The following is a 23,996-nucleotide window of genomic DNA, read 5'->3' on the forward strand; positions in this document are numbered from 1 at the left end:
ATGACCGTGCTGGACGGCAGCATCGTGACCGTCGCGATGCCCGCGATCCAGTCCGATCTCGGCTTCTCGCCGGCCGGGCTCGCCTGGGTGGTCAACTCGTATCTCATCGCCTTCGCGGGCCTGTTGCTGCTCGCCGGCCGGCTGGGTGATCTCCTCGGCCGCCGGCGGATGTTCGTCTCCGGGCTGGCCGTGTTCACCGTGGCCTCCGTGCTCTGCGGGCTCTCCCCCAGCGCCGGAACCCTGGTCGCCGCGCGCTTCCTCCAGGGCGTCGGCGGGGCGATGACCTCGGCGGTGGTGCTGGGCATGCTGGTGGCGCTCTTCCCCGAGGGGCGCGAACGAGCCACGGCCATCGCCGTGTTCAGCGCGTCGGCCGCCGCGGGCGGGGCCATCGGCACTTTCCTCGGCGGCGCCCTCACCGCGACCCTCGGCTGGCACGCGATCTTCCTCATCAACCTGCCGATCGGCGCCACCGCGCTGGTCGCCGCCCGGCGCGTCCTGGCGGACGACCCCGGACAGGGCCTGCGCGAAGGCGCCGACTACCTGGGCGCCGTCCTGGTGACGGGCGCCCTGATGCTCGGGGTGTACACGCTGGTGCGGACCGCCGGCCACGGGTGGGGATCGGCCCGTACGCTCGGCCTCGGAGCCCTGTCCGTGCTGCTGCTCGCGGCCTTCGCCGTACGGCAGTGGTACGCCGCCGATCCCCTGCTGCGGCTGGGGCTGCTGCGGTCCCGTACCGTCACCGGCGCCAATCTGGTCCAAATCCTCATGGTCGCCGGGATGTTCACCTTCCAGTACCTCGGCGCGCTCTACCTCCAGCGGGTCCTGGACTTCGGCGAACTGGCCACCGGGGTGGCCTTCCTGCCCGCGCCTGTGGTCATCGGGGTGATGATGCTCGGGTTCTCGGCACGGCTCAACGCCCGTTTCGGGCCACGGCCGTTGCTGTTCGGCGGACTGCTCCTGATCGTCGGTGGGCTGGCGCTGTTCGGGCGGGCGCCCACCGACGGTTCGTACGCGACCGACGTCCTGCCGGTCATGGTCCTGCTCGGGGTCGGCTTCGGGCTGGCGATGCCCGCCCTGACGGGCCTGGCCATGGCGGACGTACGCCCGGAGGACGGCGGGCTGGCGTCGGGGCTGTTCAGCACGACGCAGGTGGTGGGCGGCGCGCTGGGGCTCGCCGTCCACTCGGCCCTCGCGGCGGACCGTACGCGCGACCTCCTCGCAGCCGGTGAGGACACGGCCTCGGCGACGGGCGGCGGCTACCGGCTCGCGTTCCTCTCGGCGGCGGGGGTCGCGACGGCGGCGCTCGTGGTGGCGGTCGCGCTGCTGCGGCGGGGGCCGTCCGGGGAGACGGCGGAGGAAGCAGCGGAGAGGGAAAGGGCGGCGCCGGACGCGGCGGACACGCGGGACGCCGCGGACGACCCGGCCGGGAGCCCGCGCGTAACCTCGTAAGCGTCCGCACCCCGAGGAAAGCTCCGACACGTGATCCCCACACTCCGCCGCCTGTTGTCCGTGCTCGCCGTGGTGGCGCTCGTCCTCTGCACCGCGTGCGGGCCGGCCACCGGCGCGTCCGCGGGGCTGGACGATCCGGCGAAGAAGGAGATCGCCATGGAGCTGGTGTCCAGCGCGGAGAACTCCTCGCTGGACTGGAAGGCGCAGTACGGCTACATCGAGGACATCGGCGACGGCCGCGGCTATACCGCCGGGATCATCGGCTTCTGCACCGGCTGCGGCGACCTCCTCCAGGTCGTGCGGCGGTACACGGACACCCGTCCGGACAACCAACTGGCGCGTTTTCTGCCTGCGTTGAAGGCGGTGGACGGCTCGGCGTCCCACGCCGGCCTGGGCGCCCCCTTCACCGCCGCCTGGAAGAGGGCCGCCCGGGATCCCGCGCTGCGCGCGGCGCAGGACACCGAGCGCGACCGGCGGTACTTCGACCCGGCCGTGTCCCGCGCGAAGGCCGACGGGCTGGGCGCGCTGGGGCAGTTCGTCTACTACGACGCGTACGTGATGCACGGCTCGGGCGACACGGAGGGCACGGTCGGCTTCCGTACGATCCGGGCCGAGGCCCTGCGTACCGCCGACACGCCGGCCGAGGGGGGCGGCGAGGAGAAATACCTCGACGCCTTCCTGGACGCGCGTGTCGCCGCGATCCGCCGCGAGCCCTCCCACTCCGACACGAGCCGTGTCGAAACCGCCCAACGGCTCTTTCTCGCCCAGGGCAATCTGGACCTCGACACCCCGCTCGCCTGGAAGGTCTACGGCGACAGCTACCGCATTGCCGGTGAGTAACGCCCCCGGTCGCCGCGCGTAACACTCCCTCGCAGAACCGCCCGAACCACCCCGGCGCCAGATCTTCCTTGCGTCGAACGGGTGTACGCGGCCTGAATCCTTTGGTAGGAAAGCTTCCTAACAAACAACCCACGCGGGAATCCCCCTCTGGAGGCCTCAGGTGTCCATGTCCCCCATACGCTCCTCGCGCCGGCTCGCGTTCCTCCCCCACGCCCTGCTCGGACTCACCCTGGTGGCGATTCCGGCCACCGCCGTCGCCAACACGGCGCCCGCGCCCGCCGCCGTCACGGCCACCACGGCCGGCACCCAGGCCGCCGCGGCGATCGGCCTCGACGACCCGGCGAAGAAGGAAATCGCCATGAAGCTGGTGTCCAGCGCGGAGAACTCCTCGCTGGACTGGAAGGCGCAGTACGGCTACATCGAGGACATCGGCGACGGCCGCGGCTACACCGCCGGGATCATCGGCTTCTGCTCCGGTACGCACGACATGCTCGACCTGGTCGAGCTCTACACCCAGCGCGTGCCGGGCAACGCGCTCGCCAAATACCTCCCCGCGCTGCGTGCCGTCGACGGCACGGACTCGCACACCGGCCTCGGCTCCGGCTTCGTCAGCGCGTGGAAGACGGCCGCCAAGGACACCAAGTTCCAGACCGCGCAGAACGACGAGCGCGACCGCGTCTACTTCAACCCGGCGGTGAGCCGCGGCAAGTCGGACGGCGTCGGCGTCCTCGGCCAGTTCATCTACTACGACGCCATCGTGATGCACGGCGACGGCAACGACGGCACGAGCTTCGGCGGCATCCGCAAGCGCGCCCTCACCAAGGCGAAGCCCCCGGCCCAGGGCGGCAACGAGACCACCTGGCTCAACGCCTTCCTCGACGCCCGCGTCTGGGCGATGCAGCAGGAGGAGGCCCACTCGGACACCAGCCGGGTGGACACGGCCCAGCGGGTGTTCCTCAGCAAGGGCAACCTGAACCTGAACCCGCCGCTCGACTGGAAGGTCTACGGGGACAGCTTCCACATCGGCTAGGCCGTCGCGTTCTGACCGCCGGACAGACCGGCGGTCAGAACGCCGCTTCGAGGGCAGTCGGGGAGATCCGGCCAGCGGGATCGACTTCGGGTCATGTCCCCACCTCGCGCATCAAAGCTCTGGAAACGCGGCCCCCAAAACCTCATGCTGACGGCCAGCCAACGGCAGCAGCCGCCCGTTGGAGACGCCACTCCTGGGGGAATCGTGAAGAAGCCTCACATCCTTGCCGTGATAGCGCTGGTACTCATGGCCACCCTGAGCCCCGTCGCCACCGCACAGGCGGCGGCACCGGCTCCGAAGGGGCCCGTCGTCGCCGGTCTGCCGACCACCGTCGAGAGCCCGGGCACCACAAGCGCATCCGTCATCGACAGGACCCGGACCGCCCGCGCGGCCTGCAACATCAGCTTCACCGGAAACGGTCCGGCCGCCGCGGTGGTCCTGTGCGGATCCATCGTCAGTCGCCTGGACTGGCCGGACGGCCGGTACGAGTTCGTGGTCATCGGCAGTGACCGTCAGATCTGGCACAGCTACCAGTACAGCGCGAACGGGTCATGGTCCACCTGGGCCACGCTCGGCAACAGCAACAACGTCCAGGACGGCGCCTGGGCCTGGTTCTCCGGCGGAAACCCCACCGTGCAGGTGCTCGGCGGTAACGGCGGCTACTGGTGCGACACGTTCAACGGCTCATGGAGCAACTGGTACGCCTGTTAGGGCATGCCTCCCGGGGTGGCCGTTCCCCCGATCGGTGCGCGTGCGGCGCTGGGTACGGCGCGCCGCACGCGCACTCTTGACACCTGGTGATCACCCGGAGGACCATCCTGACCCGATCATGACAACGTTGTCCGCTCAGGCGTTGTCCGAACCGATGAAGGGCAGGGAACGGTGTCAGACACCCCCTCAGGTCGCTCTCGCGCGAGGCGGCCCCGGCCGGCGCTCCGCCCGTCCCGGCGCCGTACACCGGGTGGCGCGGCGGTCGCCCTCGTGGCGGCGCTCGGTACGGTCCTCTCCCTGGCCGTCGCCGTCCCCGCGTCGGCCGCCGCCCCCGCCTCGGTTCCCGGTGGCGTCAGGGGCGAGGTGCGGGACACGGTGGCGTACGTCGACCCGCTCATCGGCTCGGCCAACGCGGGCAACACCTACCCCGGCGCCGTACAACCCTTCGGCATGCTCGCCTGGAGTCCGCAGAACTCCCGGGGCAGCCAGGTCTCGACCCCCGCGCCCGGCGGGTACGAGTACGGCGCGACCAAGATCCGCGGTTTCAGCCTCACCCACCTCAACGGCGTCGGCTGTTACGGAGCCAACGGCGACATCCCCGTGATGCCGTACGTCGGCGAGGTCGACACCTCCCCCACGGCCGACACCACCGACGCCAAGTACGCGAGTACGTTCTCCCACGCGGACGAGACCGCCGAGGCGGGCTACTACAAGGTCGGGCTGGCCAGTGGCGCCTCCGCGGAACTGACCGCGACCCCCCGCACCGGCTCGGGGCGCTTCGGTTTCCCGGCGGACAAGCCCGCCAGCATGCTGTTCCGTACGTCCAACTCCGAGACGGGCAGCGGCGACGCGACCGTCCGGGTGGACACGGCGGCGCGCACCGTGACCGGCTCGGTCAGCGCCGGCAACTTCTGCGGCCCGCAGAGCGCGAACAACCGCCACGACCTCTACACCCTTTATTTCACCGCCCACTTCGACCGGCCGTTCGCGAAGACAGGCACCTGGACCGACACCACCCTGAACCCCGGATCGACCTCGGCCTCCGGCGGCACCGGGTACGGCTCGAACGGCATCCCGGCACCGGGCAAGGGCTCGGGCGCGTACGTGACGTTCGCCCCGGGGACCGCCCAGGTCCAGGCGAAGGTGGCGATCTCCTACGTCAGCGCGGCCAACGCGGAGGCCAACCTCCGCGCCGAGAACCCGCCCCGCACGACCTTCGCCTCGGTACGCTCGCGGGCCGAGTCGGCGTGGCGGAGGGAACTCGACAAGATCAAGGTGAGCGGCGGCTCCGACGCCCAACGCACCACGTTCTACACCGCGTTGTACCACTCGATGCTGGAACCGACCCTGACCAGCGACGTCGACGGACGCTACCTGGGCGCCGACCGCGAGCCGCACCGCCTGGCGAAGGGCCAGAGGGCGCAGTACGGCACGTTCTCCGGCTGGGACCAGTACCGCGCGCAGGTGCAGTTGATGACCCTGCTCAACCCGGGGGCGGGCAGCGACTACGCCCAGTCCCTCTTCAACTACGCGAACCAGCGCGACGGCGAGTGGGACCGCTGGCTGCTGGAGAACGGCAAGACCAGTGTGATGTCCGGCGATCCGTCGGCCGCCGCCCTCGCCGGGATCCACGCCTTCGGGGGCCGTGACTTCGACGTCAAGGGCGCGCTGCGCTCCCTGATCACGGCGGCGACCGTGCCGACGGCCAACGACTCGGACAGCGCGGGCTGCAACGTGGAGTGTGTCGGGCAGCGCCCGGCGCTCGACAAGTACCTGGAGCTGGGGTACGTACCGGCGGACGGCTGCCACTGCTGGGGCGGCGCGGCCGAGACCCTGGAGGACGCGGCGGCCGACCACGGCCTGTCGGAACTGGCCGGCGCCACCGGCGACCGGGCCAATCAGAAGGCCTTCCTGGAGCGTTCGGGCGCGTGGCGGTACGTCTTCGACGCAAACGCGACCCCGCGGGGCGGTTACATGCGGGACAGGAAGGCGGACGGGACCTGGGCCGGCGGTTCGTTCTCCCCGAGCACCGAGAGCGGCTTCGTCGAGGGCACCAGCGCCCGGTACACCTGGATGGTCTACTCGGACGTGGCCGGTCTCGCCCGCGCGATGGGAGGCAACGAGACCGCCGTGAAGCGGCTGGACGCGTTCTTCCGTACGCCCGAAGGCGCCTTCGACTTCTCGGCGCAGGACCCGGCCCGCTACGACCCCACCAACGAACCGGACATCAACGCGCCCTATCTGTATAACTACTTGGGGGCGCCCTGGAAGACCCAGGAGACCGTACGCGCGGAGCTGGACCAGCTGTGGACCGACAAGCCGGGCGGCATTCCCGGTAACGACGACGCGGGCACGATGTCGTCCTGGTACGTCTTCTCCGCGCTCGGCATGTACCCGCAGGTGCCCAGCCGGGCCGATCTGGTGCTCTCCGCACCGCTGTTCCCGCGCGCGGTGATCCGTACCGGACACGGCAAGAAGATCACGGTCAACGCGCCGGGCGCCTCGGCGGAGAACCTGTACGTACGGGGTTTGCGGACCGACGGCAGGAAGTCGACCAGGCCGTGGGTGCCCGCCTCCTTCGTCACGCGCGGCGGCACCCTGGACTACACGCTGGGCAGTGAGCCGGACAAGGCGTGGGGCAGCGGCCCGGCCGACGCCCCGCCGTCCTTCCGCGAGGGCGGAGTGCCGTTCTTCACGGGTACGGCGCCGGGCCAGGTCAAGGTCGAGCCGGGCGGCGAAGGTACGGGCTCCGAGGTCAGGGTGCGGACGATCGAGGACGCGGCCACCACCGTGCACTGGAAGGCGACACCGCCCGAGGGAGTCGCCGTGACGCCGTCGGAGGGCGACTTCGCGGTACCCGGGGGCGGTTCGGGCAGCGAGAAGTTCACCGTCACGGCCACGGCCGGGGCGCGGCCCGGTTTCTACACGGTGCCGGTGACGCTGACCTCGGCGTCCGGTACGGCCCTGCCCAAGACGTCGCTCGCGGTGACGGTCGCCGCGCGGGACAGTGTGCTGTGGAACCTCAACAACGCCGGTATCTCGGCGGACGACACCGACCCGCAGGCCAACTTCGACGGCCAGGGCTGGAGTTACTCGGCCAAGGCCCTCGCGGGAGCGGGCGCGAAGCCCGGTGGCACGGTCTCCGCGGGCGGTTTCGACTTCACGTGGCCCGAGGTGAACCCGGGTGACCCGGACAACATCGAAGTGGTGGGCGGCGGCGCGCCGCAGGTCCTCGACCTGTCGGCGGGCTCGCCGGACGCGACGGAGCTGAGTCTGCTGGGCAGCGCGATCAACGGCGCGACGACGGGTGAGGTGACCCTCACGTACACCGACGGATCGACCCAGCGGGCCCAGATCGGCTTCAGCGACTGGACGTTGGGCGGCGGCACGCAGCAGCCGTCCTTCGGCAACGTCGTGGCGGTCCACACCACGTACCGCGATGTGTCGGGCGGTGGCGTGGACCCGGTCGGCACGGACGTCTTCGCCACGGCGCCGATCGCGTTGGAGGCGGGGAAGCGGCTGGCGAGTGTGACGCTGCCGGACACGACGGACGGCGGTGTCATCCACGTGTTCGCGGTGGCGACGGCCTGATCCGGTGACGGAGGTGGGGGCGGCTCCGGTCGCCCCCACACCTTTTCCCCTGCCCGCTCTCAGTCCAGGACCGTGAGGTCCAGCCGGGCCAGTCGCTCCGGGTCCGCGAGGATGTCGATCGCGACGATCTTGCCTGCCGTCACCGTGAAGCCCAGGACCGACAGGGGCCGGCCCTCGCGGGACACGACCACACCGGCGGCTCCGTTGACGAGGGCCCGCCGCAGGACTCCGCCGCCCCCGGCGCCGAGGCGGGAGAACGTGAGCGACTGGTTCGCCACCGCCGTCGCGCCGTGGATCTCGCGGAGGCCGGGCGGGGCCGCCGCTCCGTGGTCGGCCCGCAGGACGACCTCGGGGTCGAGCAGCGCGACGAGCGAGTCGAAGTCCCCGCCCCGCGACGCGGCGAGGAAGGCGTCGACCACCTCCCGCTGCCGGCCGACGTCGGCGTCCGGGACGGTCGGCGTGCCCCGGACGCGGCGGCGGGCGCGGCTGGCGAGCTGTCGGGCGGCGGTGGGCGTACGGCCGACCAGCGGGGCGATCTCGTCGAAGGGCACGGCGAACATGTCGTGCAGGACGAACGCGAGCCGTTCGGCCGGGGCGAGCGTCTCCAGGACCACGAGCAGCGCGAGCCCGACCGAGTCGGCGAGCAGCGCCTCCTGCTCGGGGTCGACGCCGCCCTCCCCGCTGACGATCGGGTCGGGGACGTACACCCCGCCCAGCGGCTCCTCGCGCCGGGACGCGCGGGTGCGCAGCAGGTCCAGGCAGACCCGCCCCACCACCGTGGTCAGCCAGGCGCCCAGGCTCTCGATACGGGCGCTGTCGGCGCGGACGAGCCGCAGCCAGGCTTCCTGGACGGCGTCGTCGGCCTCGGTCAGCGAGCCGAGCATCCGGTAGGCGACCGCTCGCAGCTGGGGGCGGTGCGTCTCGAAGCGTTCCGCCAGGAAATCGTCGGCCGGGTCCGCGGCCGGGGAGGTCCCGGCGAGGGGGTGTTCGTCCATCAGTCAGGGTCCTCGATGCGAGCAGGGGGCGTCTTCCTTCACCCTCCTGACGGAACGGACCGACGGATTGTGACCGGGGGCCGGGGGCGGGCCATGGGGAACGCAGATCCGGCCGGGGGCCGTCCCCCCCGACCGGAGTTCCGGGGCGGATCAGTCCTGTCCGGCGATCCGCGCGAGGCGCCGGGCCTCGCTCCTGGCGGAGCGGGCGACGGCGTCCTCGTCCACCGTGGTGAGGTGGTTGTCCTCGACGACGGTCCGTCCGTTGACGAGCGAGAGGGTGACGGGGGCGGCGGCGCCGAGGACGAGCGCGGTCACCGGGTCGGCGATGGAGGAGTGGGCGAGGGTGTCCATCTTCCAGAGCACGAGGTCGGCGAGCTTGCCCGCCTCGATCGAGCCGATCTGGCCGGCGCGGCCCAGCACCCGCGCCCCGCCGTACGTACCGAGGCGCAATGCCTGACGAGCCGTCAGAGCTGCTTCCCGGTGCGCGCCCAGACGGTTGATCAGGAGCGCGTTGCGTAGTTCGGTGTGGAGTTCGCCCGACTCGTTGGAGGCGGTTCCGTCGACGCCGAGGCCGACAGGGATGCCGGCGGCGAGCATGTCGGGCACCCGCGCGATCCCGGCGGCCAGGCGGGCGTTGGAGGAGGGGCAGTGGGCGACACCGGTGCCCGTACGGCCGAAGGCGGCGATGTCCGCGTCGTTCATGTGGACGCAGTGGGCCATCCACACGTCGTCGCCGAGCCAGCCGGTCGATTCGAAGTAGTCGGTCGGGCCCATCCCGAAGCGTTCCTTGCAGAACTGCTCCTCCTCGACGGTCTCGCTGCCGTGCGTGTGCAGCCTGACCCCCTTGCGGCGGGCCAACTCCGCGCCCTGCTTGAGGAGTTCGGTGGAGACGGAGAAGGGGGAACAGGGGGCCACCGCGATCTGGGTCATCGCGTCGAAGGAGGTGTCGTGGTAGCGGTCGACGGCCTCCTCGGTGGCGGCGAGGGCACCGTCCAGGGACTCGACGGCGAAGTCCGGCGGCAGGCCGCCGTCCGACGTCCCCCGGTCCATGGACCCCCGGGCGAGGGTGAACCGTACGCCCGTCTCGGTCGCGGACTCCACGATCGCGCCCGTCAGATCGCCCGCACCGCGCGGATAGACGTAGTGGTGGTCCATGGCGGTGGTGACACCGCCGCGCGCCATCATCGCGAGGGAGCCCCGGGCGGCGGCGCGGAGCATCGGCTCGTCGATGCGCGCCCAGACCGGGTAGAGCGCGACCAGCCAGTCGAAGAGGTTGTGGTCGGTGGCGAGGCCGCGGGTGATCCACTGGTAGAAGTGGTGGTGGGTGTTGACGAGGCCGGGCGTGAGGAGATGGCCGGTGCCGTCGACACGCCGTACGACATCGTCCAGACCGGCGGGGGCGGGGCCCGCGCCGACCGACTCGATCAGGTGGTCCGCGATCACGACGTGGCCCGAGGCGTACTCGGTGTCGTGCGCGTCCACGGTCGCTACGGCGCAGTTCTCGATGACGATGCGCGGGACGCGCGGTGCCGCCATGGCGGTTCCTCTTCCTGTACGGGCGATCAGGGGTCAGAGGGGTTCAGGTCAGGGGGGTTCAGGTCAGAGGGTGGTCAGGTCAGAGGGTGGTCAGGTCCGGGGAGATCCGCGCGTCGGCGCCGTCGCGCAGGACGGTGGCCTCGATCAGGCCGTACGGGCGGTCCGCGGCGAGGTAGACGGCTCCGTCGGGGGTGTCGTTCTTGAGCCCGAACGGCGCCAGGTCGACCAGGAAATGGTGCTTGTTGGGGAGCGAGAACCGGATCTCGTCGATCTCGTCGCGGTGGTCCAGGACCCGGGTGCCCATCTGGTGGAGGGTCTGCTGGAGCGACAGCGAGTACGTCTCGGCGAAGGCGGCGAGCACATGGCGTCTGGTCTGCTCGTACGACTCGTTCCAGTCGGGCGCGCCGATGCTGCCGCCGGGCTCCTCGACACCGGACCAGCCGTACCGCCAGCGGGCGGACACGTCGGTCGCGAGAATCCGGTCGTACGCCTCCTTGAGCGTCGTGTACTTGTCCTTGGCGAACCCCCAGAACTCGGAGTCGGTCGAGTTCAGCACCGTCAGGTCCTTGAGTCCGGAGACGACCTCCACCCGCTCGCCGTCGAAGGTGATCTGGCTGACCCGGGTCTCCTGCCCCCGGCGGACGAACGAGTGCCCGCCCTCTTCTCCGCCGCCTTCTCCCCCGTCACCGGAGGTCGCGATCCGCTCCCAGGCGTACTCCTCGATCCGGACACGCGCCCGGTCGATCGGCTCGCACGTGGTCACGAAGTGCCTCGCCAGCACGATGCCGAACTGCTCCGGGGACTCGATCCCGTGCTCCTTGGCGAACGCGTACACCGTGTTTTTCATGGTGTCGGTCGGCAGGACATGGGCGTTCGAGCCGGAGAGGTGAACGTCGTCCAGATCGCCGGAGAGGGAGACCGAGACGTTCAGGTCCTTGATGTGGTGGGTGGAGCCGTCCCGCGTGATCTTGACGACGCGGTTCTCCGCCTTGCCGTACTGATTCTGTCCGAGCGTGGTGGGCATGCCTGCTAGCTCCCTCGGTATACGGAGTAGCCGAACGGGTTGAGCAGCAGCGGCACGTGGAAGTGCTCGCCCGGGGTGACGGCGAAGGTGACCGTCACTTCCGGGAAGAACGCACCGCTGTCCCGTAGCGCGGGGGCGTCCTGCCGCTCCTCGGCCGGTGTCCTGCTGGTGAGGTACGGCCCGGTGGTGAAGTCGAGCCGTACGTGCGTGGTGTCCGGCGGCAGCGCCGGCAGGTGGGCGCAGCGCCCGTCCGCGTCGGTCCGCGAACCGCCGAGTGTCACCCACGCGGCGCCGGAACCACCGCGGGCCGCGAGCGAGACGGCGACGTCCGGGGCGGGGCGTCCGACGCTGGTGTCCAGGATGTGCGTGGATACCGACGCCGGGGCGGGGTCGCGGGGTTCGCTGCCGGGGTCGGGGCGGGTGCTGGTGCTCAAGGGGTCAGTCTCCTTCGAGGACGAGGCGCGTCAGCCGGATGCGGTTGATCTTGCCCAGTTCGGTGCGCACGATCTCGCGCTCCTCCTCCGGGGTATGACCGATCCGGGTCCTGAGCGCGTCCCGCATCTGCTCACCGGTCGCGCCGGTGGCGCAGATCAGGAAGACATGGCCGAACCTGTCCTGGTACGCCAGGTTCAGTTCGAGCATCTCCGCCTTGAGCGTGTCGGAGGCGCCGGCCATCCCCCGTTGTTCACGGGAGGAGACCGGGTCCCCCGGCGCGGGCCGCCCGATCGGCGGGTGCCCCGCCATCGCCTCGGCCAGATCGTCCTCCGTCAGCGCGGCCACGGCGGTGTCCGCGGCGGTGAGGAGGTCGTCCAGTTCGGCGTACGGACGACGAACGAGCAGCTCACTTCCCCACGCCGAACTGGCGCACACCTCACGGAGCACGGCCAGGGCCGCGCTGTCGGACGAGACGTTGAACCGGGCAAGGCCCGGCGGTGGCCGATACGTCACGGTGCCTCCGTGGCTGCGCTGAACGGGCTGCGCCTAGCTAACGCCCTCGCCCCGACGCCGTCAACACTTTGTTGAAATCTCGGCCTCGCCACGACCGGACCGACTCGGGGCGGGGTGCGGCACAGAATTCGCGAAGTCAGCATTTCCGCGCCGTACTTGCCGCGGTAGCCGGCCCGCGACGCCCATCCCGTTCTCCGGAGCCGCGTCGCGGGCGATCTCCCCGAGCGGCACCTCGGCCCGGCCGTCGGCGCGCACCACCCGGTTGCGGGAGTCCAGGAGCAGTACGGCCGGCGGGTGCCCGCCCTCCGGTGAGTGCGCGGCACGCATCTGGCTGTGCCGCAGGGCCGTACCGAGGGAGCGGGCGCCGCGTGGGCGCCCGCCGCCTCGAACAAAACCCGCGGCTCGTCCCCGAACCCGGCCGGGGCCATCCGCTCGCGGCGAAGGCGACCGGCGCGCGGGCTCCGGCCGCCTCCTCGGGCTTCCCGTTCAGGTCATGTCTGGGTCCGCCGGGTCAGGTCATACCTCCGAATACTCGGGGCGCTCGCTCGGCTCGGCCTCCACGGCCGCCGCCTCCTGGCGCCGGTTGCGGGTGTACTGGACGATCGTCACCAGCAGCGCGAAGATCGTGATGCCGACGGTGACGCCGATCGCGGTCTTCATGTGCGGGAGCAGGTGCGCGTGCTGGATGTGTGTCGTCCCCGTGCCCAGGATCGCCGTGACGACCGCGAGGACGATCGCGCCGCCGATCTGGAGGCTGGAGTTCAGGATGCCGGACGCCAGCCCTTGCTCCTCGTCCTTCACACCCGCCGTGGCCTGCACGTTCACCGCCGGGAAGCAGAGCGCGAAGCCGACGCCGAGCAGCAGGATCGTGGGCAGCATGAAGTTCGCGTACGACTGCCCCGGGCTGACGCGCAGGAACAGGGCGTAGGCGGCCGCGAACGCGGTCAGGCCCGCGAGGAGCAGCTTGACCGTACTGAAACGCTCCAGGAGGAGCGGGATCTTCGAGCCGCTGAGGACCACGACCAGTCCGCCGGGCAGGAAGGCCAGGGCCATGTGGATCGGCGACCAGCCGAGGGAGTTCTGTACGTACAGCGTCACCAGGAACTGGAAGGCGACGTAGCCGCCGAACATCACCGCCGCCGAGATGTTGGCGTGGACGAGCGCGCCCGAGCGCAGGATGCCCAGCCGCAGCAGCGGGGTGCGGTGCCTGCGTTCCAGGACGACGAACACCGCCATCAGCACGACGCTCAGCGCCAGCAGCCCGAGGGTGGAGAAGCTTCCCCAGCCGTGCGTGGGCGCTTCCACCACCGCGTACACGAGGAGCAGCAGCGCCGCCGTACAGCTCACCGCGCCGCGCAGGTCCAGCCCGGAGAGGCTCAGCTTGCCGTGCGGGACACGGGGGATGACCTTCAGTCCCGCGACGACCAGCGCGAGGGCGATCGGTCCGGGGACGAGGAAGGTGAGCCGCCAGTTCAGCTCGGTGAGCAGCCCGCCGAAGATCAGCCCCAGGGAGAACCCGCTCGCGCCGCACGCGGCGTAGATCCCCATGGCGCGGCTGCGCGCCTTGCCTTCGGTGAAGGTGGTGTTGATGATCGACAGGCCCGCCGGGACGGTGAAGGCGGCGGACGCGCCCTTGATGAAGCGCAGGGCGATCAGCAGGATGTCGCTGTCGACGAAGGTGCTGATGACCGACGCCGCGCCGAACACGCACAAGGCGGCGAGGAAGACCCGTCGGCGTCCCAGCAGGTCGGAGGCTCTGCCGCCGAGCAGCAGGAGACTTCCGTAACCGAGCACGTAGCCGCTGACGATCCATTGCAGCGAACTGGCCGACAGATGCAGGTCCCTGCCGATGTCCGGCAGGGCGACCCCGACCATGGTGAGGTCGAGACCGTCGAGGAAGAGCGCTCCGCAGAGGACGATCAGGAGGATCCAGGTCGCCGGTTTCCACTTGGAGTCGCCGAGGGTGGACAGAGATCCGTTTTCTTCCGAATTGGGATCATTCATTCGGCAAGAGTAAACAGGGCCGCCGTGCGCCCCAAATGATGCTATACGTCCGTATTCGGCGAAGAATTTCTGTTACGCGTCCGTACGTGATCCGGTCGCCACCGTGCGGAGCGCGACAGCCGCCGTACGGCCCCCGGCTCGGCGGATCGGGCCACGGCACAACGTCCCCTTGCCCTGATGTTTGCCAAGCTTTGGGTAGGGCCGCGCGGTCGGCCGCGCCGGGGACATCGCCGGGGAATATGTGACGGGTGATCAGCTCAGCGGCCCGTCGGCCGGCGGCCGCTCGCCGTCCTCGCGGGCCTTCGCCCGCTGCTCGTTGGCGTAGTTCAGGTAGTTGTAGACGGTGAAGCGGCTGACGCCGAGCGCGCTCGCCACCGTTTCCACGCCGTGCCGTACGGAGAAGGCGCCGCGCGCCTCCAGTATCCGGACGACCGATTGTTTGGACTTACGGTCCAACTCGGCCAGCGGCCTGCCGTGCCGGCGCTCCAGCGCGGCCAGGATGTGGTCCAGGGACTCCGAGAGCTGCGGCAACCGTACGGCGAGAACCTCCTCGCCCTCCCAGGCGAGCACGACGTCGTCGGGCTCGGCCTCGACCGCCGCCATCAGCTCGCCGCCCATCGCGTCCACCAGCGGCTTGACGGCGGCGACGAGGGGGTGGTCGCGCGGGGCGGTCACCGACCGCTCTCCGTGCCGCCGGCTTCCTTACCGTCGACTTCCGGACTACCGGCTTCCGCCTCGATCACGCTCACCTGGAGCGAGACCCGGGTCGCGCCCGCCGCCAGCGTCTCGCGCAGCAGCACGTCCACGGCCGCCAGCACCTCGTCCGAGCCGCCCTCGGCGGTGTTGCCGAACGGACCGACGTCGACGGAGTCCAGCGAGGCGCTCCCCACGACCTCCCGGGCCACCAGCGCGTGCGCGGGTGCCTCGTCGAGGTCGAAGGGTTCGGTCGTGAACTCCACCCGCAGTCGCACCGCGCCTCCACCCTTGTAGCCTCGACCGTCGTACCGGAAGTCGACCTTAACGGATCGGACGTCACACCGACCCCGGGCCGTGATCCGCCTCCCGCGCGGGAGGGAGCCGGTCGAGTCGCCCGGCGGCGACCAGGGCGACCTCGCCTCCGACCCGTACGTTCGTCAGGGCGTTCCAAGGCCCCTGGGGCGTCACCCGCATCAGGCTGGGACGGCCCGCGAACCGGCCCTGGGCGAGGGTGAATTCGGCATCCGGAGGGACCAGCCCGTGCTTGGCCAGAAAGGCGCCGACGCAGCCGGCCGCGCTGCCGGTGGCGACATCCTCCAGCACCCCGTCGTTGTTCCAGCTCCGCCCTTCGGGGCCGCCGGCCGCCCCGAGGGCCCCGACATCGAGGACGTACGCGAACCGCGCCCCGTACTCCTCCAGCAGCGCGGCGAGGTCCGGGCCGGAGATCCGGGCCCCCGCCAGCCCCGACGTCACCGGCACGATCAGATAACTCAGTCCCGTGGTGACCACTTCCAGCGGCAGATCGGCGAGAGCCCCGGCGGGCAGCGAGAGCGCCCCGGCGATCCCCGCCCGCCCGGCCGCCGGCACCTCGCCCAGGAAACGCGGCGGCCCCTGGTCGAGCAGCGCGGTGACCCCGACGGCGGACGGCGCCGTGGTGACGCCGACCGTCGCGCCCGGCAGCCGGAAGGTCCACCGGCGCGGTCCGGCCGCGCCCAACCGCTCGTGGAGGACGGCCGCCGCGCCGAGGACCGGATGCCCGGCGAAGTCCAGCTCCCCGAAGAGGTCGAAGACCCGGGCCCCGACCACCCCGGCCGCGTCGGGCGGGGTGAGGAAGACCGACTCGAAGTGCCGTACCTCCTGGGTGATGGCGAGCAGCTGCCCGGCGGTCGTACGGCCCGGCAGGTCGCCGTCGGCGCCGAAGACCGCGAGGCTGTTGCCGGTGTACGGGCCGGTGGCGAACACGTCGACGTGGCGGTAACCGACGGACACAGGACGTCCTTCCAGGGATCGCGGGGTGTGCGGGGAGCCCGCGGGTGGCCCCCGGCGCCGACGTTAGGGAGCCCCGACCGCCCTGTCCGGGGCCAATCGGACCCCGGTGGACCGGAGGGCGGCCGAGGAATTACCGAAACGGCACTTGACAGGCCCCGAGCCCCACAGGCAGGCTTCCATCAAGCAGAAAATAACTTCCGCAATACGGAAGGAGCGCCTGGCCCCTCATGAGTTACTCCGAGCAGCGCTTCGATGTGAACCTGTCCATCCTCTTCACGGAACTCCCGCTCCTGGAGCGCCCGGCCGCCGCCGCGGCGGCCAGCTTCGGCGCGGTCGAGCTGTGGTGGCCCTGGATCGACACCCCCACACCGCCGCAGGCCGAGCTGGACGCGCTCAAGAAGGCGCTGGACGACGCGGGCACCCAGCTGGTCGGGCTGAACTTCTACGCCGGACAGTTGCCGGGGCCCGACCGCGGCGCACTCTCCGTACCGGGTGTGGAGGCCGAGCGCTTCCGCGCCAACGTCGATGTCGCCGCCGGCTTCGCCGCCTCCGTGGGCTGCACGGCGCTCAACGCGCTGTACGGCAACCGCGTCGAAGGCGTCGACCCGCACCTCCAGGACACCCTGGCCCTGGACAACCTCGTCCTGGCCGCCCGCGCGGCCGACCGGGTCGGGGCGACGCTGCTGATCGAGGCGCTCAACAAGCCGGAGTCCCCTCTCTACCCGCTGGTGAGCGCGCCCGCCGCGATCGAGGTCGTGGACCGGGTCAACGCGGCCACCGGCCTCGGCAACGCGGCCTTCCTGCTCGATCTCTACCACCTGTCGATGAACGGCGAGGACCTGGCCGCGGTCATCGACTCGTACGCCGACAGGACCGGCCACGTGCAGATCGCGGACAACCCGGGCCGTGGCGCGCCGGGCACCGGATCGCTGCCGCTGGAGGACCTCCTCGGCCGGCTGCGGAAGGCCGGTTACGACGGCTGGGTCGGCCTGGAGTACAAGCCCGGCGACCGTCCGAGCGCCGAGGCGTTCGGCTGGCTCGCCCCCTGACCATCTTCTGATGTACGTGTGTCGAAAGAGGCCCCCGCAATGAGTAATCTCCCCAAGATCGCGTGGATCGGACTCGGCATCATGGGCTCCCCCATGTCCGAGAACCTGATCAAGGCCGGTTACTCGGTGACCGGGTTCACGCTGGAGCAGGACAAGCTGGACCGGCTCGCCGCCGCGGGCGGCACCGCCGCCGGGTCGATCGCCGAGGCGGTCGGGGACGCCGACGTCGTGATCACCATGGTCCCGGCCTCGCCGCAGGTGGAGGCCATCGCGTACGGCGAGGCCGGCATCCTGGCGCACGCCAGGCGGGGCGCGCTGCTGATCGACATGTCCTCGATCACCCCGCAGACCTCGGTCGACCTGGCCAAGAACGCCGCGGACGTCGGGGTACGGGTGCTCGACGCGCCGGTCTCCGGCGGGGAGGCGGGGGCGATCGAGGCGGTCCTGTCCATCATGGTCGGCGGCGAACAGGCCGACTTCGACGAGGCCAGGCCCGTACTGGAAGCCCTCGGCAAGACCATCGTGCTGTGCGGTCCGCACGGTTCGGGGCAGACGGTGAAGGCCGCCAACCAGCTGATCGTGGCGGTCAACATCCAGGCGTGCGCCGAGGCCGTGGTCTTCCTGGAGAAGTCCGGGGTGGACCTGGCCGCCGCGCTGGACGTCCTCAACGGCGGCCTGGCCGGCTCGACCGTACTGACGCGGAAGAAGGACAACTTCCTCAACCGCGACTTCAAGCCCGGCTTCCGCATCGATCTGCACCACAAGGACATGGGCATCGTCACCGACGCCGCCCGCAACGTCGGTGCGGCGCTGCCCGTCGGGGCCGTCGTGGCCCAACTCGTCGCCTCCCTGCGCGCGCAGGGCGACGGCGGCCTCGACCACTCCGCCCTCCTGCGCTCCGTGGAGCGCCTCTCCGGTGACCAGGTGTGAACTCCCCTTCCTGGCACCGCCCCTGAACCCGGGCTGCGGCAGCGCTGACACCTGTCCTTGTCGCGCCCAGGCGCTGCCGCCGCCCGGACCCCTGTCTTGTCCCTCTTCTTCTCCTTCTCCTCTCTTCTTCACCAACCTTCCGACCACGCGCCGGAGCTGACGGCAGACCAGCTCCGGTGCCGACGTCCGGCCCGCCGGCCCTTGTCAGGGGTGACCGGCGGGCCGGACAGCATGCGGACCGCGACGGCGGGCGAGCCAGTGCGGTGGCCCCGCCGTCGCGGTCCTCGCATGTCCGCGCATGTCTCTGCGCATGTCTCCCGGCACGACGGAGGGGGCGGGGTGGGGAGTACGGATTCCGTACTCCCCACCCCGCCCCCTCCGTCGTGCCGTCGTACCCGCTCAGCTCAGCGGCAGGATCTCCGTCGGCGCGTGCCACGGCTCGGTGGCCAGGTCCTCGAACTCGTTGACGCTGGCGATGTCGCTGCCGCTCATCGAGATGTTGGTGATGCGCTCCAGGATCGCCTCGACCACCACCGGCACCCGGAACTCCGCCGCCAGCTTCTTGGCCTCCTCGAAGGCCGGCAGCAGCTGGTCGGGCTCGGTGACCCGGATGGCCTTGCAGCCCAGGCCCTCGGCGACCTTGACGTGGTCGACGCCGTAGACGCCCAGCTCGGGCGAGTTGATGTTCTCGAATTCGAGGTTGACCTCGAAGTCGATGTCGAAGTTGCGCTGCGCCTGCCGGATCAGGCCCAAGTAGGCGTTGTTCACCAGCACATGCACATACGGGATCTTGTGCTGCGCACCGACCGCCAGCTCTTCGAGCATGAACTGGAAGTCGTAGTCGCCGGAGAGCGCGACCACCGTCGCCTCCGGGTCGGCGACGGCGACACCGAGCGCGGCCGGGATGGTCCAGCCGAGGGGGCCCGCCTGGCCGCAGTTGATCCAGTGGCGCGGCCGGTAGACGTGCAGCATCTGCGCGCCGGCGATCTGGGAGAGGCCGATGGTGGTGACGTACCGGGTCTCGGGGCCGAAGGCGCGGTTCATCTCCTCGTACACCCGCTGCGGCTTGAGCGGCACGTTGTCGAAGTGCGTACGGCGGTGCAGCGTGGCCTTGCGCTCCCGCGCGGAGGCGGCCCACGCGGCGCGGTCGGGCAACGTACCGGCCGCCTTCAGCTCCTTGGCCACCGTCACGAAGAGTTCGAGCGCGGCCTTGGCGTCGGAGGCGATCCCGTAGTCCGGCGCGAAGATCTTGCCGATCTGGGTGGGTTCGATGTCGACGTGGACGAACTTCCGCCCCCGCGTGTAGACATCGAGCTTGCCGGTGTGCCGGTTGGCCCAGCGGTTGCCGATGCCGAGAACGAAGTCCGACTCCAGGAACGTCGCGTTGCCGTAGCGGTGCGACGTCTGGAGGCCCACCATGCCGGCGTTCAGCTCGTGGTCGTCGGCGATGATGCCCCAGCCCATCAGGGTGGGCACGACCGGGATGCCGGTCAGCTCGGCGAACTCGACCAGCAGGTCGGACGCGTCGGCGTTGATGATGCCGCCACCGGCGACGATCAGCGGGCGCTCCGACTCGTTCAGCAGCGCGATCGCCTTCTCGACCTGGGGGCGGGTCGCGGCGGGCTTGAAGGCCGGCAGCGGCTCGTACGTCTCCGGGTCGAACTCGATCTCCGTCAACTGGACGTCGATCGGCAGGTCGATGAGGACAGGGCCGGGGCGGCCCGACCGCATCAGGTGGAACGCCTGCTGGAAGACGCCGGGGACCTGCGCGGCCTCCATCACCGTGGTCGCGGCCTTGGTCACGGGCTCGGCGATCGACGCGATGTCGACGGCCTGGAAGTCCTCCTTGAGGATCACCGCCCGGGGCGCCTGCCCCGTGATGCACAGGATCGGGATGGAGTCGCCGGTCGCCGAGTACAGGCCGGTGATCATGTCCGTACCGGCGGGTCCCGACGTACCGATGCAGACGCCGATGTTGCCCGGGTGGGTCCTGGTGTAGCCCTCGGCCATGTGCGAGGCGCCCTCGACGTGGCGGGCCAGCGTGTGCCGGACCCCGCCGGCGGCCTTGAGGGCGGCGTAGAACGGATTGATGGCGGCGCCCGGCACACCGAACGCGTTGGTCACGCCTTCGCGCTTGAGGATCTCAACTGCGGCTCGGGCAGCGGTCATTCGAGGCATGGAGTGCTCCTGCTTCGGCTGGCGGATTCGGGCCCTGTCGCGCCACCTGAGAGCGCCAATTCCGTAATGCGAAAGTTTAGTTCTGCTATACGGAATCAAATTTAGGCGGGCCCCGCTACCGCGTCAAGGGATGGGCGAAGTCCGCCCCCCGGCCCCGCTCGTGGTGGACGATGGGCCGCGGTGCGTGTTCGAAGGGGGTTCTGATGGCAGAGAGCGTTCCGGTCCGCTGCCCGGCCTGTAGCCGGAGCCACGCCTTTGTGCCGACGGTGTATCCGTGCGCGTGCGGGGCGCCGGTCGAGCCGCCGCTGCTGCGGGGCGCCCCGGCGGAGCCGGTGACGCACCGCACCTGGACGGACGAGTGGGTACGGGTGCGGTGCACGGCGTGCGGCCGGCAGGACCACTGGCCGAGGCCGGAGCTGGGCTGCCCGTGCGGCTCCGTGTTGCGGATTCCGGTACGGGAGGCGGGCGGCCCGGTGGGGCGCGCGGCCGGTCCGGCGAAACCCCCACCCACGGGGGCACCGGCAACCCCCCGCCCGGCCTTCCGCCCCCTGACGATCCGTACCACCCGCGACGTCGTGACAGGTGCCGCGCTCTACTTACGCTGGCTGGGCTTCCAGGGCGTGGTGCAGGCGGCGGAACAGCCCGCGTCGGGCATCGACCTGCGCGGCCCCGACGTGGTCGCCCAGGTCGACCCGAGCACCTCCCCGGCCTCACTGCGCGCGGTCGAGTGCCTGTGGCTCAACGGCCTGAACGCGTCGGTGGTGGGTGTCTTCTTCGCCCTGGCGGGCTACACGAACGATGCCCGAGCCCGCGCCGACACCCTGGGCGTCCCGCTGTTCGTCATGGACCTCACGGGCGCACCGCAGCCGGTGAACGACCCGGCGGACGAACTGGTCCTGACGGGCGGGTAGTCGCGGCGGCCGCGCCGGAGCCGGTCCTGGGTCGCGGTCGGATCGGTGAGCGCCCCTACGACCCCATCATCCAGTCCGCGAACAGCCAACCGGGCCACAGGGGAACGACCGCGCTGACCGCCAGTACGACCACGGCACGTCCACGGAAGCGCACCAGGCCGTGACGGCCGAACGCGAACTTCCCCAGGCCGCTACCGAGGAACGAGAGGACAAAGGCGAGAACAAGGATCGCTTCCACACCTTCGGGACACGGACGGTACCTCCCACAGGAGCCACCGGGAATCGCGGTCCAGCCCAGCGCGTGAAAGAGAAGAGCGAGACCCGACGCGACTCCCGTACCAACGATCAACACCCACGTCCCCCGCGTCCACGTCACCGCCGACGACGAGCCCCTGGTTCCGCGATCAGCCATCCCCGATCCCCCCATCCGGCACCCCCCGGCGCCTGACCCATGAATACGCACGGGCGATCGACGAGCCGTGAGCGCCTCGGAGTGTATCCCGGCGCACTCTGGAACTCCGCTGTGGTCAATGGGGTGTTGGGAGGCCGGCGGTCCAGGATCGTGCCCCGCCTACGCCCGACGGCGCATGTGCTTGGGAGACTGGAGAGATGGACGAATGGGAGGGCGAGGTCACGCTCGAATGGTGGGCAAATGGAGCGACCTGCTTGGCCAGGCTCGATGGACACGCGTCGGTCCGTGTCTCCGGAAGTGAGTGGACGTCCGGCGTCACCCCCGACCCTCCGCTGTCCGAGGGCGACCGGGATGCCCTCGACTTCCTGATGAAGCTCGATCCGCTCTTCACCCTGCGCTTCGGCGAGGGGAGCACGCTGTTGGTGGATGTCGTGACGGGCGACGACGGATGCCTTGTCCTCACTGCTCACGAGGCGACGGTGTCGCAACCTCTCGGATAGCGTCTGGATCACGGACAGCTGGCCGTCCGTACCTGGGGTACGCAGCGGTCCGGCGGGATCCTGCACAGCTGCCCAGTTGAGCGCTCGAACGCTGGGCGTGGGCCACGGACGCTTCGTAACGGGTGGCGCCAGGTGCCGACCTCGGCGCCACCCGCCCTGCCCGCGCGCGGTCGCGCCTTACGGCGTGGGCGGCGCGGGAGTTCGGTGGGTGCGGCACGCTTATGTGCCGGTGGGCGATTCGGGTGGTACGTAGTCGGGGCACAGCACCGGGTCGCCGCACGTGCAGGGTGGCCAGCGGAGGGCGGAGCCGGGGACCAGGTCGGCGCCGTCCGCGCCGGGGTCGTCCTTCGGGACGACCAGCGTGCCGTCCGAACCGAACGCGTCCATCAGGCGGGTCAGACGCCTGCGTCCTTCGCTTCCCGCTGTCACGACAGCTCCTCCAGACCGCGAAGTACCCGCTTCAGCAGGTCGGTTGTCGTGGGTGCGTACGTACTGGCGGGCGCGCTCGGCCAGTTGCACAGGTCAGGCAGGTCGGGCGGATCCGGCCAGCCGGGCGGTAAGCGCCAGAAACCCCAGTGCTGAACCGTCTCCACGAGTTCGGCCAAGCCGCCCGCTCTACCGGTAAGCCGTTCATTGGACATGGCCCATCGCCTCCGATGCCCCGCACGCGATCACCCGCTGCGCTCGATCTGACACCCTCAGTGTGGCGATCGCAGAGAGCCGGGCGCAAGCCCATCGCGCGAATCTGCAAAATTGCACACTCGAAAGGGTGGCGGGCCGCAGCTGTGAAAAACTGTTGCCCCGCGCTTCACAAGCGGCATGAACTGACGTGTCATCTGTAAGAAGGAGGGGCGCATGAGCGATCCGACCGTTCGCAAGCGTCGACTTGGCTCGGAACTCCGTCGCATGCGCGAGGCCGCCGGGTTAAAGCTGGACGACGTGGCAGAACGCACCAGCCTCAACGCGGCGAAGACGAGTCGCATCGAGACGGCTCGCATCGGGGTCAAACCCGACGACCTCACAGCCCTCCTGGACCTCTACGGCCTTGACGACGAGGCGAAGCGCGCGGCGCTGCACGGCCTGGCCAAGGACGGTGGCAAGCGCGGCTGGTGGCAGACGTATCGCGACGCCATCTCGCCCGCCTATGCGGATCTGATCTCGTTGGAGGCCGACGCCCGCAACATGCGGTCGTACCAGATCACGTTGATCCCGGGGCTGCTCCAGACCGCCGCCTACGCCCGCGCCACGATCGACGCCATCAACATGACGTCGCCACAGGATCGCGTCAACGCGCTGGTAGAAGTGCGAGTGGCGCGGCAGTCGGTCCTCACCCGTCCGGAGCCGCTGGAGTTCTGGGCGATCGTCCATGAGGCCGCGCTCCGGCCTCGGATCGCGCCTAGCCAGGTCATGCGGGACCAACTTCAACGACTGATCGACCTCGCCGAGCTTCCACACGTGTCCATCCAGGTGCTTCCGCTGGATGCCCCGCCCCATCCGGGCCTGGCGGGCAGCTTCGCCCTGGTGGGTTTCCCCGAGACCGCGGACCTCGACGTCGTCCACGTGGAGTCGCTGACCAGCGCGCTCTACATCGAGGAGCCCGCAGAAGTGTCGAGCTACAGCGCGGCGTTCGAGAGACTTCGTGCAGCGGCACTTCCGTTCGCCGATTCAGCCGACCTCATCGCCAGAACGAAGGACTCACTCACATGACCGACACCACGCCTGCTCCCATCTGGACCAAGTCCTCCTACAGCGGGGGAAACAGCGACTGCGTCGAGGTGGCCCACGGGTTCTCCACCACCATGCCCGTACGCGACTCCAAGCGCCCCACCGGCCCGGCACTCGCCGTACCCGCCCACGCCTGGACCGCATTCATCGCCGGCGTGAAGACCGGCGGCCTCGCCTGACGGCGGTACGCCACGCAGA

Annotated in this window: 24 protein-coding genes; 11 read left to right on the top strand and 13 right to left on the bottom strand. The window is 70.6% G+C overall.

What is annotated here, in order from left to right:
• The 5 genes from OG349_RS06675 to OG349_RS06695 all read left to right on the top strand — a co-directional run bounded on the left by OG349_RS06675 (nt 1) and on the right by OG349_RS06695 (nt 7,621).
• On the top strand, nt 1-1,449 hold the full coding sequence (locus OG349_RS06675; RefSeq protein WP_327233710.1) for a DHA2 family efflux MFS transporter permease subunit: 1,449 nt from the start codon (nt 1-3) through the stop codon (nt 1,447-1,449).
• 30 nt (nt 1,450-1,479) lie between these two features.
• A complete protein-coding gene (locus OG349_RS06680) occupies nt 1,480-2,289 on the top strand; it encodes a chitosanase (protein WP_327233711.1) in 810 nt (269 codons plus the stop codon).
• A gap of 166 nt (nt 2,290-2,455) precedes the next feature.
• Entirely contained in the window at nt 2,456-3,319 is an 864-nt protein-coding gene (locus OG349_RS06685) for a chitosanase (protein WP_327233712.1), read from the top strand.
• A gap of 204 nt (nt 3,320-3,523) precedes the next feature.
• Nucleotides 3,524-4,030 carry a hypothetical protein gene (locus OG349_RS06690; RefSeq protein WP_327233713.1) on the top strand — a complete coding sequence of 169 codons (507 nt, stop codon included), beginning with the start codon at nt 3,524-3,526 and terminating at the stop codon, nt 4,028-4,030.
• A 270-nt stretch (nt 4,031-4,300) separates the two neighbouring features.
• Entirely contained in the window at nt 4,301-7,621 is a 3,321-nt protein-coding gene (locus tag OG349_RS06695) for a GH92 family glycosyl hydrolase (protein WP_327233714.1), read from the top strand.
• Between the two features lie 59 nt (nt 7,622-7,680).
• Here the strand turns inward: OG349_RS06695 and sigJ are convergent, their stop codons facing one another.
• The 9 genes from sigJ to OG349_RS06740 all read right to left on the bottom strand — a co-directional run bounded on the left by sigJ (nt 7,681) and on the right by OG349_RS06740 (nt 16,093).
• Nucleotides 7,681-8,616 carry an RNA polymerase sigma factor SigJ gene (gene sigJ, locus OG349_RS06700; RefSeq protein WP_327233715.1) on the bottom strand — a complete coding sequence of 312 codons (936 nt, stop codon included), beginning with the start codon at nt 8,614-8,616 and terminating at the stop codon, nt 7,681-7,683.
• Nucleotides 8,617-8,766: 150 nt separating this feature from the next.
• Nucleotides 8,767-10,152, bottom strand: a complete 1,386-nt coding sequence (locus OG349_RS06705; protein WP_327233716.1) for an 8-oxoguanine deaminase — start codon at nt 10,150-10,152, stop codon at nt 8,767-8,769.
• A 79-nt stretch (nt 10,153-10,231) separates the two neighbouring features.
• Nucleotides 10,232-11,176 (bottom strand): factor-independent urate hydroxylase, encoded by a 945-nt coding sequence (gene pucL, locus OG349_RS06710; RefSeq protein ID WP_327233717.1) that lies wholly within the window; start codon nt 11,174-11,176, stop codon nt 10,232-10,234.
• A 5-nt stretch (nt 11,177-11,181) separates the two neighbouring features.
• On the bottom strand, nt 11,182-11,610 hold the full coding sequence (gene uraH / locus OG349_RS06715; RefSeq protein ID WP_327233718.1) for a hydroxyisourate hydrolase: 429 nt from the start codon (nt 11,608-11,610) through the stop codon (nt 11,182-11,184).
• 4 nt (nt 11,611-11,614) lie between these two features.
• Nucleotides 11,615-12,124 carry a 2-oxo-4-hydroxy-4-carboxy-5-ureidoimidazoline decarboxylase gene (uraD, locus tag OG349_RS06720; protein WP_327233719.1) on the bottom strand — a complete coding sequence of 170 codons (510 nt, stop codon included), beginning with the start codon at nt 12,122-12,124 and terminating at the stop codon, nt 11,615-11,617.
• Between the two features lie 516 nt (nt 12,125-12,640).
• Nucleotides 12,641-14,128, bottom strand: coding sequence for an MFS transporter (locus OG349_RS06725; RefSeq protein WP_327233720.1), 1,488 nt, complete (start codon nt 14,126-14,128; stop codon nt 12,641-12,643).
• Nucleotides 14,129-14,380: 252 nt separating this feature from the next.
• Complete coding sequence (locus tag OG349_RS06730) at nt 14,381-14,803, bottom strand: helix-turn-helix domain-containing protein (RefSeq protein WP_327233721.1); 423 nt, start codon at nt 14,801-14,803, stop codon at nt 14,381-14,383.
• Nucleotides 14,800-15,099, bottom strand: coding sequence for a hypothetical protein (locus OG349_RS06735; RefSeq protein WP_327233722.1), 300 nt, complete (start codon nt 15,097-15,099; stop codon nt 14,800-14,802). Before OG349_RS06735 ends, OG349_RS06730 begins: the two co-directional genes overlap by 4 nt.
• A 61-nt stretch (nt 15,100-15,160) precedes the next feature.
• A complete protein-coding gene (locus tag OG349_RS06740; protein ID WP_327233723.1) occupies nt 15,161-16,093 on the bottom strand; it encodes a PhzF family phenazine biosynthesis protein in 933 nt (310 codons plus the stop codon).
• A 227-nt stretch (nt 16,094-16,320) separates the two neighbouring features.
• Here OG349_RS06740 and OG349_RS06745 point away from each other — a divergent pair, with 227 nt between their 5' ends.
• Together OG349_RS06745 and OG349_RS06750 are read left to right on the top strand one after the other, a co-directional pair.
• Nucleotides 16,321-17,142, top strand: coding sequence for a TIM barrel protein (locus OG349_RS06745; protein ID WP_327233724.1), 822 nt, complete (start codon nt 16,321-16,323; stop codon nt 17,140-17,142).
• A gap of 39 nt (nt 17,143-17,181) precedes the next feature.
• A complete protein-coding gene (locus tag OG349_RS06750; protein ID WP_327233725.1) occupies nt 17,182-18,072 on the top strand; it encodes a 2-hydroxy-3-oxopropionate reductase in 891 nt (296 codons plus the stop codon).
• Nucleotides 18,073-18,471: 399 nt separating this feature from the next.
• On the opposite strand, the gene gcl is transcribed toward OG349_RS06750, so the two are convergent.
• On the bottom strand, nt 18,472-20,250 hold the full coding sequence (gene gcl / locus OG349_RS06755) for a glyoxylate carboligase (RefSeq protein WP_327233726.1): 1,779 nt from the start codon (nt 20,248-20,250) through the stop codon (nt 18,472-18,474).
• A gap of 203 nt (nt 20,251-20,453) precedes the next feature.
• On the opposite strand from gcl, the gene OG349_RS06760 reads away from it, so the two are divergent.
• The gene (locus tag OG349_RS06760) at nt 20,454-21,161 is read left to right on the top strand and encodes a hypothetical protein (protein WP_327233727.1); all 708 of its coding nucleotides are present in this window, start codon (nt 20,454-20,456) and stop codon (nt 21,159-21,161) included.
• A 55-nt stretch (nt 21,162-21,216) separates the two neighbouring features.
• Here the strand turns inward: OG349_RS06760 and OG349_RS06765 are convergent, their stop codons facing one another.
• Nucleotides 21,217-21,399: a hypothetical protein gene (locus tag OG349_RS06765; RefSeq protein WP_327233728.1), complete on the bottom strand. Its 183-nt coding sequence runs from the start codon at nt 21,397-21,399 to the stop codon at nt 21,217-21,219.
• A 371-nt stretch (nt 21,400-21,770) separates the two neighbouring features.
• Here OG349_RS06765 and OG349_RS06770 point away from each other — a divergent pair, with 371 nt between their 5' ends.
• Complete coding sequence (locus tag OG349_RS06770; RefSeq protein ID WP_327233729.1) at nt 21,771-22,073, top strand: hypothetical protein; 303 nt, start codon at nt 21,771-21,773, stop codon at nt 22,071-22,073.
• A gap of 219 nt (nt 22,074-22,292) precedes the next feature.
• Here OG349_RS06770 and OG349_RS06775 read toward each other — a convergent pair whose 3' ends face one another.
• Nucleotides 22,293-22,502, bottom strand: coding sequence for a hypothetical protein (locus OG349_RS06775; protein WP_327233730.1), 210 nt, complete (start codon nt 22,500-22,502; stop codon nt 22,293-22,295).
• Nucleotides 22,499-22,678, bottom strand: a complete 180-nt coding sequence (locus OG349_RS06780; protein WP_327233731.1) for a hypothetical protein — start codon at nt 22,676-22,678, stop codon at nt 22,499-22,501. The genes OG349_RS06775 and OG349_RS06780 overlap by 4 nt, the downstream gene beginning before the upstream one ends.
• Nucleotides 22,679-22,928: 250 nt before the next feature.
• Here OG349_RS06780 and OG349_RS06785 point away from each other — a divergent pair, with 250 nt between their 5' ends.
• Together OG349_RS06785 and OG349_RS06790 are read left to right on the top strand one after the other, a co-directional pair.
• On the top strand, nt 22,929-23,780 hold the full coding sequence (locus tag OG349_RS06785) for a helix-turn-helix domain-containing protein (RefSeq protein WP_327233732.1): 852 nt from the start codon (nt 22,929-22,931) through the stop codon (nt 23,778-23,780).
• Nucleotides 23,777-23,977: a DUF397 domain-containing protein gene (locus tag OG349_RS06790; RefSeq protein WP_327233733.1), complete on the top strand. Its 201-nt coding sequence runs from the start codon at nt 23,777-23,779 to the stop codon at nt 23,975-23,977. Before OG349_RS06785 ends, OG349_RS06790 begins: the two co-directional genes overlap by 4 nt.
• Nucleotides 23,978-23,996: the final 19 nt, after the last annotated feature.

The sequence above is a fragment of the Streptomyces sp. NBC_01317 genome, from assembly GCF_035961655.1.
Lineage (GTDB): Bacteria > Actinomycetota > Actinomycetes > Streptomycetales > Streptomycetaceae > Streptomyces.